Here is a 15168-nt window from a genome sequence, read left to right as displayed (position 1 = left end):
CCACCAATCTTTTAAATGATTGGTGGTTCTTTAGATACTAGGTTACCATTCTTCTCCATTTGAAAAACGGGTACTGCTGGGATTTCCTCTTCGTTTAATGTTACTAGACGTCTTGCGCGGTTCATAATTTGTACAAATTGCTCGTAATCTTGTTTGATAGCTGCGTTTTCTTTTTCCAGTTTTGCAAGTTCGCTTTCTAATTTACGAATCTTTTCATTTGATATAGTGGAGAGATGACGGTATCTAGAAATATCTGAATCACTATGTTGCAAACGTACGAGATATGCAATGATAATATCAATAGATAATGCAGATACTGGAATGGATTGTGCACGATCATCATCATCTTGTGATTTAGCTAGATAAATTCCGTTTCCTCTTCGTCTATAATCCTTCCCTAATATACGAAGCTTTTCTTTTCTTTCTTTTTTCGCTTCCTTTAACTCACTTTCATATTGATGGCGAACGACTGCATTCCAGCGAAATCCACATGCGGCTGCAGTTCGGTTTAATTCATCACCAGCTTCTTCGAATGCATTTAGTTGAGTGCTGCCTTCCCGAACGTGACGTAATACCATTTCTGCTAGCATTTCATCATTTTCTGTCATCCAGGCGTCTTGTCTAATTTTTACCATGTTCTTCCTCCTACCATGTTCATAGTTTCGTTGTTCTATTAACATAATGGTCAACTTATTGCTCTTTTATTCACGTAATATACACTTGATAGCAATATAAACTTTAAGATACAATGACCTGTAGACTATTATTATTTTACATAATTCAGTTGGTGCCAAAACAAGTTAATGCCTCCGGCGGATGAAAGGGGTTGTGGACTATGGCAAACCATTTTCGAGTTTGCGATGAGTGTCAGGCCGTCAATTTAAAAACATTAATACCAAAACTAAAAGCGATTGATCCTGAGGCAGAAATTGAAGTGAAGGAATGTCAATCATACTGCGGTCCTGGACGTAAAAAAACTTTCGCATTTATCAATAATCGTCCCGTAGCAGCATTGACGGAAGACGAATTAATGGAAAAAGTACGCGCCAAGATAGCAGATTAACATGAACTTTTGCCGCCTTTCAATATGCGGCTTTTTTCTTTATAATAGATACTAAATTGCATTTAACTATAATAGTTCTTGAGTTTTACATTACGGAGGTGGAAAAATGAGCTATGCGACACAAAAGCTAGCAGAAGAAAAAGTGTTTAAAGATCCAGTTCACCGCTATATCCATGTCCGCGATCAGGTTATCTGGGATGTTATCGGAGCAAAAGAATTTCAACGACTTCGCCGCATTAAACAGCTTGGAACTACGTATCTAGTTTTTCATGGTGCCGAACATAGCCGTTTCAATCACTCGTTAGGTGTGTATGAAATTGTACGCAGAATTGTCGATGATAGCTTTAGTGGACGTCCGGAATGGGATGATTCTGAAAGACTAGTAGTGTTATGTGCCGCTCTTCTCCATGATTTAGGGCATGGCCCATTTTCCCATGCATTTGAGAATGTGTTTGGGTTAGACCATGAGTATTTCACGCAGCAAATAATACTTGGCGATACGGATGTCAATGAGATATTAAAAAGAGTTAGTGAAGATTTTCCACAAAGAGTTGCTGACGTTATCGGTAAAACGTATCCAAATAAGCAGGTAGTTAGTTTAATATCCAGTCAAATAGATGCCGACCGAATGGATTATTTACAAAGAGATGCGTATTTTACTGGAGTTAGCTATGGACACTTCGATATGGAACGAATTTTGCGCGTGATGCGACCAAGAGAAGATCAAGTAGTCATTAAATCGAGCGGAATGCATGCAGTGGAAGACTATATAATGAGTAGATATCAAATGTACTGGCAAGTATATTTTCATCCAGTTTCCCGCAGTGCGGAAGTAATTTTGACGAAAATTCTACATCGAGCAAAAGCACTAAGCGAAATGGGATATGATTTTGAACAGCAACCGACTCATTTTAAAGGCTTCTTTGATGGAACATATACTTTAAAAGAATACCTTGCATTAGATGAAGGGGTTTTATTAACTTATTTCCAGTTATGGATGACGGAAAAAGATCCTATTCTGTCAGACCTAAGTAATCGTTTTGTGAACCGAAAATTATTTCAATATATTGAGTTTGATTTGGCAAAAGATTATATGAAGATGAAAGAGTTGGAGTTGTTATTCAAAAAAGCGGGTATAGACCCAGAGTATTACTTAGTTTTCGATTCCTCTTCGGACTTACCATATGACTTTTATCGTCCTGGAGAAGAAGGTGAACGTATACCGATTCACTTGTTGAAGCCGAATGGAGAAATTCGCGAGTTATCACGCGAATCAGAAATAGTGGAGGCAATCTCCGGAAAAAGAAGAACAGACCATAAATTGTATTTCCCAGAAGATATTTTAACTAAGGATGGAAAGAAAAAAGCATTAAAGAAACAAATACTTGAGTTATTAACTTAATGTACTTGAAAGTAAAGGAGGGGTCTAATTGATAGAAGAACATGCAAAAATCGTGCAATTTATCGGAGCAGCGAACGGCATTACAGGACGGAAAAAACTGCAAAAAATGATTTATATCGCAAAAAAACTTCAATATCCATACAAGGAAAAATACGAATTCCATTTTTATGGCCCTTATTCAGAAGAGCTTACCTTACGAATTGAAGAATTATGTAATATGGGATTTTTACAAGAAGAACGACAAGATAAAGGCTCATACGTTCAATATAAATACCAAATGACCGACGCAGGTGAGCATTTCACGCAAATGGCTCAAGTATCTGAAGCACCAAGAGATTTAGTAGCATGCATTAACCAAATGAAAGATAAAAGTTCTCGCTTTTTAGAACTAGTATCGACATTATTGTATTTCGATTATCTGCCAAAAGAGGAGCAAATCGAAAAACTTCATGTCGTAAAAGGAAAACTTAACTTCACAAAAGAAGAAATCGACGACGCATTTACATTTGTCATGAATCTTATGAATGAACGAGCTATCCAATAGGATGGCTTTTTTTATAAGGTAAGAAAGTTTATAAAAATATACTATGAACACTTGGTTTGCGCATCTAAAGATTCACTCGGTAATAAAATAAAATAAAATAAAATAAAATAGCAACAAGTCTATTCAAAGCCCTTCACAAACCCTAGAAACGCGTTTGGATTTTAAGGACCGGTCGTCTTTCTCTCCGGTTTTTCTTAAAAGATAAGAAAGTATATAAAAATGTCCCGTGAACACTGGGTTCTCGACACTTTTAAGAGAGAATAATCCTGCTGATTTCCGTTTCAGGTGGACGCTTTCCGTGGGCGTTGCCTCAGCCTCCTCGCTGGAAAACAAATGCTCCTGCGGTTACTCGTCGCAAAGACATTGTTCAAACAAAGTTTGACAAATGTCTTCGCTGCGGGGTCTTCGCCTAACGCTTTGACATGAACCCAAAAAGTTGTACCCGATTTATGCTGCTTTTTCATAAGCTAAACGAAACTCAGTGGGACTCATGCCATTGAGTTTTTGTTTAATTCGATGGTGATTATAGTACTGAATAAAAGCCTCTATTTTTTGAACGGCGTCTTTTACCGAATCAAACGTTTCGCGATAAATACATTCATTTTTTAAGATGCCGAAGAAACCTTCCATTAGTGCATTATCCAAGCAGTTTCCTTTTCGCGACATACTTTGTTTCATCTCATATTGTCCCACCAGTTTCTTAAAGCGCGGGATTTGATAGAGCCAGCCTTGATCAGAGTGAATGATAGCCTGACTAGTTGGCGATAGTTTTGCCTGACTCACAGCTTTTTCAAACGAGTCTTGAACTAAATGGAAATTCGGGTTTTGTGTAACGGAGTACCCGACAATCTCCCGATTAAACACATCTAAAAAGGCGGATAGATAGAGCTTTACCCCTTGTACTTTGAACTCGGTGACATCCGTCAACCAAAGGGTGTTTGGGGCCTTTGCTTCAAATTGGCGATTCACTTCATTCTCTGCCACAAGCCCGACATCGCCTTTATAGGAACGATATTTTTTTGCTTTTTGGAAGCCCTTTAAATTTAGTTCTTGCATCAGACGATAAACCGTTTTGTGGTTAATTGGAAAGCCCTCTCGACGTAATATTAACGTAATACGACGATAGCCATACAACCCTTTATGCTGGTGAAAAATGCGTTGAATCGCCTCTTTTACTTCTTCATACTTATCTACTTTTTCAAAAGTATGAACATGATAGTAATAAGTACTTTTGTTCAGTTTGGAGACAGTCCATAAAATTTTCAATGAAAATTCATGCCTTAGCTCATAAACAGCTCTTACTTTTTCTTTGGTTTTATCTGTTGTTTTTCCTGAACTAAGGCTTGTAACTTTTTTAAATAAGCGTTCTCTGCACGCAATAATTCATTCTCTTCTTGTAGTTTTTCAAGATCTGTTATCACACGATTTGGCTGCTTTTTTTTCATATCCCGACGCTCCCTTTTTAATTGATAGAGCGCCCAATCTTCTGTAGACATGTATTGATGCATCCATTTCCAAATCGTTGCCCGACTAGGGATTCGAAAGCGCCCTGCCACAACTGAAAATGGTTCGACCGTCTCTATCATGTGTTGTATTACCCTTAGTTTAAAGGTTTTATCATACGTTAAACAAGCAGGAGCCATCAGCCCCTCCAATCCGTGATAGCGATAGACTTCAATCCAACCACAAATGACCGTTCGATCAAGACCCAACTCGCGGGCAATTGAACGTTGGGATTGACCTTCTTCAAAGAAAGATTGAATTGCTTTTTTCTTTCGTTCGTCCATAACCTACACCTCCCATGTTGAGTAAGAAAAGTTCAACATTTTGGGTGCACCTCACTTTTCCCACTGGAGTCGCCACCTTGCACTACAATCAACTATGTGAGTAGTCCCCATTATTAAATTTGGCAAAGCATATCGCTTAGATAATAAGATTAGTCCAAGTTAATGTAGGGAAAAACCATTTGTAATCACTGTTGAATTAGAAATGCTATTATTTCATGATGGATGAAGGAATCAGACTTTCTTTTTACCAGTGGAAATAAAGAGAAGTAGTAAGTATTTGCCTCATAAAGAAGCGAAGTAGCTCACGAAATTGCATCTTCGTGAGCTTCCTCTATGAATAGGAAAGTATCTTATCTCTAGTTATCCAAAAATGCACTAATCTGTTTCTTAGCGTTGTAGGAGGGCGTCGGACAGGCAAACGCCATAAGATTACCGAAAAAAAGTGATATTGGTTGTGACGGATGTCACAACCAATATCACTAAAAATTCACTCGGTAATCATATAGCAAAACGTCTGTCCAAAGCACTTCGAAAACGTTAGAAACAGGTATTGAACTTAAAGGACCGGGCGTTTTTTTGCCCAGTTTTTCTTATGTAAAAATTATCCTTTCCGCAAGTAAAAGTTACTTAAGAGCAAGTATACTGAGAAGTAGCACAAGCAACTAATAAAGAGACCAAGTAAATCACAATTGAGCGCAAGTATACGGCAGGAGGAGAGAGCAAGTAACCTTCCGAATGGCATAAAAAAACGAACCCTTCAAAAAAGGCTCGTTTCCAATCTTCTTATCTATCGCTAAACAATTTACCAGCGGTTCCATAATGATTCTTCGGCATTTCTTCTATAAATACAACAACATTCTCAGCCGGAGCATTTACTGTTTCCACAACTGCTGCAGTAACCTTCTCTACAAGTGCTCTTTTTTGCTCGTCATTACGTCCTTCAAGCATTTTTACTGTTACATATGGCATTTCATTTCCTCCTTTAGTGAAATTTTCTGTATACTAGTATCATAACAGAACGGAGGGAACTGTCGAATGACTAACGAAGAAAAACCAAAACAAAAAATTGGCTTCACGATTATAAAAAATGATCCGACCGATGGACATAAGGGGTTCGGTATAGGTTCTCTTTCTTTAGAGAATGTATCTCCAGTCATTATTGATATAGAGGAAGACATTGCAAGAGTCGAAATTGGAGCGATGCATGCGAGAAGTGACACTGAGCGGGGCATTAAATTTACGATGAATCGAGAAGACTCAGCAGGAGGAAAACCATATTGGCTTGTTTGGGTAACGATAGATTATAATCCAGAAGGACCTTATTTTGCTGGAGTTAGTGCCTGTGAAATGGTTATTAACCGTGAAAAACGTCGTGGCTATAAAAACTTAGCTGATCATGTAAATCGTATGGACAAATCAATGAAACGTCAAATCTTGGTCGATTTTATGGATGACCGCTCCAAAAATATTTTACGTGAATTTTTACAGTCCCATAACAAAGAAATGTGGGATAGAAGCGAAGAAAAGCTACACAAAGACTTATCTGTTTGAGCAAACTATTCAAATAGTCTGTTTAGGTGGTTGAATTAAAAGTAAAAAGACAGTACAATTTAGTTAAAGCTTACTTCCAAGTAATGCTAGGACACTTAGTGGACTCAAGTAAGTAAATTGTTTGTGCGAATGGACAACCCAATCCAATCAACTCAGTCTTTTTACAGAAAGCCAAGCTAAGAAAAAGCTTTCTATTACCTAAAATAGGTAGTAGAAAGCTTTTTATTATGGTTTCTTATTGTAACGGATCAATCGAATAGTTGGAGGAATCAACCGATTCCCCCCTTATTCGAATAAATTAAAAGGGAAGATAGACCAAGGGGGAGATTCTTCCGAATTATCCTCAAAGGTTTGCTGCTTCAATTTGGGATCGGTGCAAAGCTTAGTTGGGACATCTTTTTTCTTCAAGTAGACTAGTCGCTGTTTTGTACAGGCTGATGTAGCGATCCCGCCCGTTTCTATATCGACTATAACGCCCTGCACTCCATCCGGAGCTATAAAAGGCTCTACCGGGAGTCCTTGATGAACAGCTTCCATAAATTCAATCCATACTTGTTTTGTTACTTGCCTTGCCTCTGCATCACTCACTTGTTTACCTTGATCATACCCATTCCATACAGCTGCTGTTAACTGAGGGGAGTAGCCTATCAAATATTGATCGGTGTTTGTAGTTCCAGATTTCGCAGCATAGGGTCTTGTTTGTTTAGCTCGAATACTAATTCCTGTAGCTGGAGAGTAATCGTTAAAAACTGGGTCGAACATGCCTGTCAGTAAATGCGATAAAATAAACGAGTCTTGTTCGGTTAATACCTTTTTACCTTTTACATCGTTTTTCTCTATATCATAAATGACTTTACCACTATTATCGGTAATTTTAGTAATGTACGTAGGTTTTTTCTGGATGCCTCCAGCAGATATGGTGTTATAAACTTTTGTCATTTCTAAAAGGGAAACTTCCGTTGTACCAAGCGCTGTAGCGGGAGTGTCCTTAACATTCATATCCAAATCGAATCTTTCTGCTAATTGTTGAAAAGGCTTATACCCAATTTGTTCCAACGTTTTAACTGCATAAATATTATCGGAAATAGCAAGTGCCTGTGCCAATGAAATAGGGTGACCTGCAAACTCTCCGTTCACATTTTTCGGTTCATATTCCTGGCGACCGTTATCATAGGTGAAAATAGTACGCTCACTTTTCATATAAGTAAGTGGGGAGAATCCATTTTCTAAAGCTGCTGCAAATAATAACGCTTTTATCGTAGAACCAGGCTGCCTTTTAGCTTGCGTAACACGATTAAATGGACTTTCTGCGAAATTTCGTCCACCGACCATTGCCGTTACATAACCGGAATCTGGTTCCATACTTACGAACCCTATTTGTAATTCGCCGTCTGGCATCCACTTTTCAATCATTTCTTCTGCAACTTGTTGATGCTGCCTATTTAACGTAGTTTCAATCGTCCAGCCGCCTTCTTCAATACGCCGACCTTTTTCCAAGGTAATTTCTGTAGCCTCTTTCCACACTTCCTCTAAAAAGTACGGGGCTGTTTTCTGTTTAATTAAAGAGTCTTCCGCTTTTAATACGAAATTTTCGTTAAATGCTCGTTCCTTTTGGTCAGAAGTTATCTTTTGCTGGTTTTCCATCAATGTTAAGATTAGCTGTTGGCGAGTGACTGCTTTTTCTTCATTTACTAAAGGTGAATAGTAGGTAGGACCTTTCGGAATCCCGACTAATAACGCGGATTCCGCTAGAGTTAAAGACTTGGCACTCTTTCCGAAATAGAATCTACTTGCTGCCTCAACCCCATACATACCATGGCCAAAGTACACCGTATTCAAATATCCTTCTAACAATTCATCCTTATCGTAGAAAATTTCTAGTCGGTACGCATACAGTGCTTCATTTATCTTTCGAGTCCAGGACTTTTCATGCGTTAGAAACAAATTTCGAGCGTATTGCTGCGTAATTGTGCTGGCACCCTCCACTTTTTTACCGGCTTTTATATCCTTTAAAATAGCAGAAGCAATTCGAGAATAATCAAACCCGTGATGCTCATAAAACTCTTGGTCCTCCACTGCTACAGTAGCTTGCGGTAAAAAAGGGGACATCTCTTCCAATGAAATCCAGTATCTGCGCTGCTCCTTAAAGCGATCACCAATAACGTTTCCTTGACTATCTAAAAAGACAGAAGAAATTGGCACTTGAATCATAGGGGCACCAACGATTTGAGCGTATATTCGGAGCGTTATAAATGCGCTGATAAATGCACAGCAAGCGGCAATACTAAAAAGTAACAGCCTTTTCCATCGTTTCGTTCGTATGACTTTTTTTCTATGTTGAATACGCCCCATGATATCAACTCCGTTCAAATTGATGTTTTCATTAGTATGAGAACAATAGATTCAAATTAAACGGAAAAACAAAAAACTATTGCACTTTTGTCAAAAAGCACTATACTTTCAATGTATTTATTTTTTAAAATAAATACTAAAACCCATTATAGAAACGGAGATAGATAAATGGCTGGATTTTGGTTTACAGAGAAGCAAACCGAGAATTTTGGCATCACAATGAAGGTGAAACGCACTCTTCATACCGAGCAAACAGATTTTCAATTGCTAGAAATGGCAGAAACAGAAGAATGGGGAAATATGCTCTTTTTAGATGGCATGGTAATGACCTCACAAAGAGATGAATTTGTATACCATGAAATGGTGGCTCATGTTCCTTTATTCACACATCCGAACCCTGAAAATGTGTTAGTTGTTGGTGGTGGAGACGGTGGAGTAATCCGTGAAATTATGAAACATCCAAAAGTGAAGAAAGCAACACTTGTTGATATAGATGGAAAAGTAATTGAGTACTCAAAAGTATACTTACCAGAAATTGCTTGCGAATTAGAAAACCCACGCGTAGATGTACAAGTAGGTGATGGTTTCATGCATATCGCAGAATCTGAAAATGAATATGATGTAATCATGGTAGATTCTACAGAGCCAGTAGGGCCTGCAGTAAACCTTTTTACAAAAGGCTTTTATGCTGGAATTTCTAAAGCATTAAAAGAAGATGGTCTATTCGTTGCGCAATCGGACAACCCATGGTTTAAGGCAGATTTAATCCGCCAGGTGCAAAAAGACGTGAAGGAAATTTTCCCAATTACAAATATGTATTTGGCGAACATTCCAACATATCCAAGCGGACTATGGTGCTTTACAATTGGATCTAAAAAGTATGATCCATTACAAGTTCCAGATGAGCAATTCTTTGATATCGAAACAAAGTATTATACAAAAGAGCTTCACAAAGCGGCATTTGTGTTACCAAAATTTGTGAAAGATCTTGCAGGAGAGTAAGTCTATGCGATTTAGTGAAGATTACTCAGGAAATGTATTTATAAAAAGTAAGCAAAATTATGAAGAAGCACAGGCAGTCATTTACGGTATGCCAATGGACTGGACGGTAAGCTATCGTCCAGGTTCACGCTTTGGCCCTGGGCGTATTCGTGAAGCGTCTATCGGCTTAGAGGAATATAGTCCCTATCTTGATCGCGAGTTAGACGACGTGAACTATTTCGATGCGGGGGATATTCCACTACCTTTTGGTAATGCAGAGAAAAGCTTAGACTTAATCGCAGATTTTATTCGTCAATTATTGCTAAGCGGGAAAATACCAGTAGGCATGGGTGGCGAACACTTAGTGTCATGGCCTGTCATGAAAACGGTCGCGGACAACTATGACAATCTTGCAATTATTCATATGGATGCGCATACAGATTTACGTGAGGAGTACGAAGGAGAGCCACTTTCTCACTCCACACCAATCCGTAAAATCGCCGAGTACATCGGTCCTAAAAACGTCTACTCATTCGGAATCCGTTCTGGCATGAAAGAAGAGTTCGACTGGGCAAAAGAAAACGGCATGCAAATTCATAAATTCGAAGTATTGGAGCCTTTGAAAAAAGTCCTTCCAACACTAGAAGGACGTCCAGTCTATGTAACAATCGACATCGACGTACTCGACCCAGCACACGCACCTGGAACAGGGACAGTAGACTGCGGAGGAATAACAAGCCGCGAGCTACTAGCCTCCATCCACGCAATCGCAAACTCCGGAGTAAACGTAGTTGGGTTTGATTTAGTAGAAGTAGCACCAAATTATGATCCCTCGGAACAGACAGTAAACACTGCTTCGAAGCTTTTAAGAGAAATGATCTTAGGCTGGGTTAAATAATTATTAATAAACGTGATGTCATAAAGGCATCACGTTTTTTATTTTGAATAAATAATAGGCATGGTTTCGCACTATGAATGTCTTTCTTTCACAGAGGCACGTGGATGGGGCAAAAGCATATTCGAGTAGGAAGAGGAAATCCGTAATTACTTGCGCTCATAAGTCATTTACTTGCATTCATGGGGAATTTACTTGCTATATACAATGAGTTACTTGCTTGCTTTCATCAAATACTTGCTCTGAGGGGAGATTTACTTGCGAAGTGGTAGATTATACCATTAATATTTACTGGCTTAGCCATACTTCATCTAGACTAGCATCTATTCTTGAAGGTTCAGGTGTAGTATTTATTAAAATAAAAACGCAAGCATACTGTTCATCGCAGTGAACAATGTATTTGCGTTTTCAATAAGAGATTTATTCGCTCGAAGTTAAACTCACACTATTTATCTTGATTGATATGCACTACTTTATTTCTCCCTGAAGTTTTAGCCAAGTAAAGTGCCTCATCTGCAAGTTTATATAATTCGTGAACTGTAACTGCATTTTGTGGGAAAGTACTAATGCCGCCAGATATAGTGATATCCAGTTTTTCGTTTGATGAGATTTGGAACACATTCTTTTTTATTGCTTGTCTAATAAGATCGGAAATTTCTAAACTCTTTTTCGCTGTAGTATTTGGAAGTAGCACGGAAAACTCTTCGCCTCCATTTCTAGAAACAATACCTCCAAAAGGATTACTAGTATCTTTTATACGAAGTGCTAATTCTTTCAAGACTTCGTCACCAACAGGGTGTCCGTATGTATCATTTACTTTTTTGAAATAGTCGATATCCAACAATAAAAGTGAAAATACTTCATTATTTTCTATAAGCTTTTGAGTACATTCTTGAAATTTTCGGTTATTGTTCAAGCCGGTGAGATAGTCTGTTACAGACATCTCTTCAATATGCTTTATCTTTTCAAAAAGAGAGCTAAGCAGTTTAAGAATGACCAAAATAATGGAAAACGACAAGACTGAAAATACAATAAAGCTTATAATGGCCAACCACGTTTCAAATTTCCAATTGCCTAAGAAACCTAAAACAATAGAAGTTTGCAGGATGGAATATCCAAAAAAGTAAGGGACGTTTTGAAAGGTCATCGTTTTCTTCCAACTCCAAAGACCGATAACTAGACCTATTACGATAGTGCTGCTACCAGCGATCAGTGCATTCGTGGAATATCCGTACATGAATAGGCGGAATACCCCGATTATTGTTCCGCTTATAATAGGTGCAAAGGGTCCTCCTAAGACACCAGATAATGCAATAACCGCCATTCTCCCATCCACAATAAAAAAATCAGAAATGCTAACAGAGGTTAACATTAATAGACAACCAGTAAATCCGCTTAATATCCCAAGTATAAATCGGGAGTAATTATAAGATGGTATATAAACATTTAATTTATTTTGAAATGGAATATAGGTAAGAATCGCAAAAGTAAACAAAATACAAAAGTTAATAATAAAGTCAATAAGCAATATGGTCACCTTCTTAAATTATCTTGGTCTATTATAACCTTTTGGGCATGAATAGTGTATGACTATTTGAGTGATTAGTTGTCATATACGTTAAATTTAAGATATAATATGAAGGTTATAGTAAAAAATATATGGATATTGTGAATGGTCTTCCTGTTGCGGTCAATAATCGCTTTTAGGAAATCATAAATAAAACTTCTACAAAGGATGATAGGCATGTCTACTCCATTACAAAAGACAGTAAATATACGACTAGTTTCTACGATTCGTCATCCAAATGTGCAAGAAGAAACAATCAATATAGAAACAAAAGGCACTTTAACACTTAAAGGTAAACAATATTATTTAGTTTACGAAGAAATGCAAGATGAAAAAAATACGCGATCAACTGTGAAGTTAGGTGGACAGACCGCCTTGATACTACGAAGTGGTGGAGTCAAAATGCGTCTGCCGTTTGAACGCGGAGAGCTTCAAACAGGAAGCTATGACACACCATATGGCATATTAATGATTACAACTAATACAAAGCATCTGTATTTTGAAGAAGGTCATTTTCAAGTTGAATATGAGCTAATCATAAATGAAGAAGTTGCTGGTACATATACATTAGAACTAATTTATACGGAGGCGGAGTAAATGAACGCAGTAGAAAAGGTACAACAATCCATTAAAGACGCATTACAACAAGCAATAATGAAAGCAGAACTTGTGACAGAAGAGCAAATTCCTGCTATTCAGCTTGAAACTCCAAGAGACAAAGCAAATGGGGATTATGCAACAAATATTGCAATGCAGCTAACAAAGCTTGCGAAAAAGAATCCTCGTCAAGTGGCTGAAGCAATCGTAGAAAACCTTGATATGTCAGGAACAATGATGGAAAAAATTGATATCGCAGGTCCTGGATTTATGAATATTACGGTTCGTAAAGATTACTTACAGGATGTAGTTAAGGCTGCTTTAGCAGAAAAAGAAAACTACGGTCGTTCGACTTCAGGTGCAGGAGAAAAAATTCAAGTGGAATTCGTATCTGCAAATCCAACCGGTGACTTACATCTAGGTCATGCACGCGGCGCATCAGTAGGGGATTCTCTATGTAATGTGCTTGACTTTGCTGGATTTGACGTTGCACGTGAATATTATATTAATGACGCCGGAAACCAAATTCATAACTTAGCTATTTCGATTGAAGCCCGTTACTTCCAAGCATTAGGTTTAGACAAAGAAATGCCAGAAGGTGGCTACCATGGGCAAGATATTATCGACATTGCTGCAGCTCTTGTTACAGAGCATGGCGACAAATTCGTATCCATGTCGGATGAAGAACGTTATAAAACATTCCGTGCGCACGGATTAAAAGTAGAGCTTGCTAAATTACAACAAGACTTAACTGATTTCCGTGTTGGATTTGATAACTGGTTCTCAGAAAGCTCATTATATGAGAACGGCAAAATCGAAATTGCTTTAGATAAATTACGCGCAAATGGTCATATTTTTGAAGAAGAAGGAGCTACTTGGTTCCGTTCTACTACATTTGGTGATGACAAGGACCGCGTGCTTATCAAAAGTGATGACTCTTTCACGTATTTATTGCCAGACATCGCATACCATGAAGATAAACTCGTTCGTGGATTCGATCAACTCATCAATATTTGGGGAGCAGACCACCATGGCTATATCCCGCGTATGAAAGCGGCAATTGAAGCACTTGGATATGAGCGAGAAAAACTAGAAGTATCTGTTATTCAAATGGTTCAATTATATAAAGACGGCGAAAAAATGAAAATGAGTAAACGTACAGGGAAAGCTGTTACAATGCGTGAGCTTGTGGAAGAAGTAGGGCTAGATGCAGTACGTTATTTCTTCGGTATGCGTTCCGGTGACTCACATATGGACTTCGATCTAGATTTAGCTGTTTCTCAATCCAATGAAAACCCAGTGTTCTATGCACAATATGCACATGCACGTATTTGTTCGATTTTACGATCTGCTGAAACGCAAGGAATGAAAGTATCGACAGACTCACTTGAATTATTACAAAGTGAAAAAGAATTAGATCTATTGAAAAAAGTTGGTGACTTCCCACAAATAGTTGCAGATGCTGCAAAACTTCGTGCACCTCACCGAATTGCAATTTATATCCAAGAATTAGCTACGACATTCCATAGCTTCTATAATGCGGATAAAGTATTAAATGCCGATAATGTGACGCAATCTGAAGCTCGTCTTGCACTTGTAACAGCAGCGCGCCAAACAATCGCGAATGCATTACGCCTGCTCGGTGTTTCTGCTCCAGAACAAATGTAAATCAAAACCCTCGACCTTGGTTGAGGGTTTTCTTATGTTATTTATTTGGAATTATTATCCACAACGCGAGTAAGTGCCGCTCAAGAGCAAGTAAGCCTAGTACGCCCGCAAGTATTTCTAACTAGAACTTTAGTAAAGCTCCAGTAACAGTAAGTAAAAAAAATAGAGAGAACCTTAGAGAGAAATTCCTATCTATACGAGAGAGAATAAACGCTATGCGAGAGTGATCCCGCCATATACGAGAGAGAATCTGTGCTATACGAGAATGATCCAGCTATACGAGAGAGAATCTGCGCTATGCGAGAGTGATTGCCGGCTAAACGAGAGAGAATCTGCGATATGCAAGAATGATCCGGCTATACGAGAGGGAATAAACGCTATGCGAGAGTGATTGCCGGCTATACGAGAGAGAATCTGTGCTATGCGAGAATGATCCCGTCATATACGAGAGAGAAAGCCACATATACGAGAGAGCCCATCCCCCCCAACTCAAAGGTCAGACAACTCCATCATCAAAACGAAGTCGACAGTATTAAAAAATAAGGTATAATGAATGCAAAGCGATATGAATAATTGAATGCATAGAGGTGCTCTAGTTACGGATTACTAGAGTTAAAAGGGAAGCTGGTTAAAGTCCAGCGCGGTCCCGCCACTGTAAGTGATGCAACCATCACGAGTCAGAAAACCTGCCTTTATGCTTGACGCCCTTTACCTACGAGGATAGGTTTGGTGTAGATCGGCTCTTAGTGATTTCGTGCGGA

General features: G+C 38.4%; 14 protein-coding genes and 1 riboswitch. Of the genes, 8 read left to right on the top strand and 6 right to left on the bottom strand.

Translation table 11 applies throughout. The annotated features are described in order from the left end of the window. Positions 1-11: 11 nt before the first annotated feature. Positions 12-635, bottom strand: a complete 624-nt coding sequence (locus MKY37_RS06875) for an RsfA family transcriptional regulator (RefSeq protein WP_340775248.1) — start codon at positions 633-635, stop codon at positions 12-14. A gap of 200 nt (positions 636-835) precedes the next feature. Here MKY37_RS06875 and MKY37_RS06870 point away from each other — a divergent pair, with 200 nt between their 5' ends. The 3 genes from MKY37_RS06870 (at position 836) to MKY37_RS06860 (ending at position 3009) form a co-directional block, all read left to right on the top strand. Continuing rightward, a complete protein-coding gene (locus MKY37_RS06870; RefSeq protein WP_093061364.1) occupies positions 836-1063 on the top strand; it encodes a DUF1450 domain-containing protein in 228 nt (75 codons plus the stop codon). 106 nt (positions 1064-1169) lie between these two features. Continuing rightward, complete coding sequence (locus tag MKY37_RS06865) at positions 1170-2465, top strand: HD domain-containing protein (RefSeq protein ID WP_340775246.1); 1296 nt, start codon at positions 1170-1172, stop codon at positions 2463-2465. A gap of 28 nt (positions 2466-2493) precedes the next feature. Continuing rightward, complete coding sequence (locus tag MKY37_RS06860) at positions 2494-3009, top strand: YwgA family protein (protein WP_340775245.1); 516 nt, start codon at positions 2494-2496, stop codon at positions 3007-3009. 447 nt (positions 3010-3456) lie between these two features. On the opposite strand, the gene MKY37_RS06855 is transcribed toward MKY37_RS06860, so the two are convergent. The 3 genes from MKY37_RS06855 to MKY37_RS06845 all read right to left on the bottom strand — a co-directional run bounded on the left by MKY37_RS06855 (position 3457) and on the right by MKY37_RS06845 (position 5765). Next, entirely contained in the window at positions 3457-4389 is a 933-nt protein-coding gene (locus MKY37_RS06855; protein ID WP_340779856.1) for an IS3 family transposase, read from the bottom strand. Next, on the bottom strand, positions 4308-4796 hold the full coding sequence (locus MKY37_RS06850; RefSeq protein WP_340775242.1) for a hypothetical protein: 489 nt from the start codon (positions 4794-4796) through the stop codon (positions 4308-4310). Before MKY37_RS06850 ends, MKY37_RS06855 begins: the two co-directional genes overlap by 82 nt. 783 nt (positions 4797-5579) lie before the next feature. Continuing rightward, the gene (locus MKY37_RS06845) at positions 5580-5765 is read right to left on the bottom strand and encodes a 2-hydroxymuconate tautomerase (protein WP_340775239.1); all 186 of its coding nucleotides are present in this window, start codon (positions 5763-5765) and stop codon (positions 5580-5582) included. A gap of 66 nt (positions 5766-5831) precedes the next feature. On the opposite strand from MKY37_RS06845, the gene MKY37_RS06840 reads away from it, so the two are divergent. Further along, positions 5832-6347 carry a YwhD family protein gene (locus MKY37_RS06840; protein ID WP_340775237.1) on the top strand — a complete coding sequence of 172 codons (516 nt, stop codon included), beginning with the start codon at positions 5832-5834 and terminating at the stop codon, positions 6345-6347. Between the two features lie 285 nt (positions 6348-6632). Here MKY37_RS06840 and MKY37_RS06835 read toward each other — a convergent pair whose 3' ends face one another. Beyond that, positions 6633-8699 carry a transglycosylase domain-containing protein gene (locus MKY37_RS06835; protein WP_340775233.1) on the bottom strand — a complete coding sequence of 689 codons (2067 nt, stop codon included), beginning with the start codon at positions 8697-8699 and terminating at the stop codon, positions 6633-6635. Between the two features lie 168 nt (positions 8700-8867). Here MKY37_RS06835 and speE point away from each other — a divergent pair, with 168 nt between their 5' ends. Then, positions 8868-9701, top strand: a complete 834-nt coding sequence (gene speE / locus MKY37_RS06830) for a spermidine synthase (RefSeq protein WP_211893000.1) — start codon at positions 8868-8870, stop codon at positions 9699-9701. A gap of 4 nt (positions 9702-9705) precedes the next feature. After that, positions 9706-10578, top strand: coding sequence for an agmatinase (speB, locus tag MKY37_RS06825; RefSeq protein ID WP_340775227.1), 873 nt, complete (start codon positions 9706-9708; stop codon positions 10576-10578). A gap of 442 nt (positions 10579-11020) precedes the next feature. Here the strand turns inward: speB and MKY37_RS06820 are convergent, their stop codons facing one another. After that, a complete protein-coding gene (locus tag MKY37_RS06820; RefSeq protein ID WP_340775224.1) occupies positions 11021-12103 on the bottom strand; it encodes a diguanylate cyclase in 1083 nt (360 codons plus the stop codon). A 216-nt stretch (positions 12104-12319) separates the two neighbouring features. On the opposite strand from MKY37_RS06820, the gene MKY37_RS06815 reads away from it, so the two are divergent. Both MKY37_RS06815 and argS read left to right on the top strand, forming a co-directional pair. Further along, entirely contained in the window at positions 12320-12739 is a 420-nt protein-coding gene (locus MKY37_RS06815) for a DUF1934 domain-containing protein (RefSeq protein WP_340775222.1), read from the top strand. Continuing rightward, on the top strand, positions 12740-14407 hold the full coding sequence (argS, locus tag MKY37_RS06810) for an arginine--tRNA ligase (RefSeq protein WP_340775220.1): 1668 nt from the start codon (positions 12740-12742) through the stop codon (positions 14405-14407). Between the two features lie 568 nt (positions 14408-14975). After that, positions 14976-15115, top strand: a riboswitch (cobalamin riboswitch). The last annotated feature ends 53 nt before the right edge of the window (positions 15116-15168 follow it).

The organism is Psychrobacillus sp. FSL K6-2836 (genome assembly GCF_038003085.1).
GTDB lineage: Bacteria > Bacillota > Bacilli > Bacillales_A > Planococcaceae > Psychrobacillus.
Note: the sequence above shows the minus strand (reverse complement) of the source record. Positions and strands in the feature narration are given on the sequence as shown.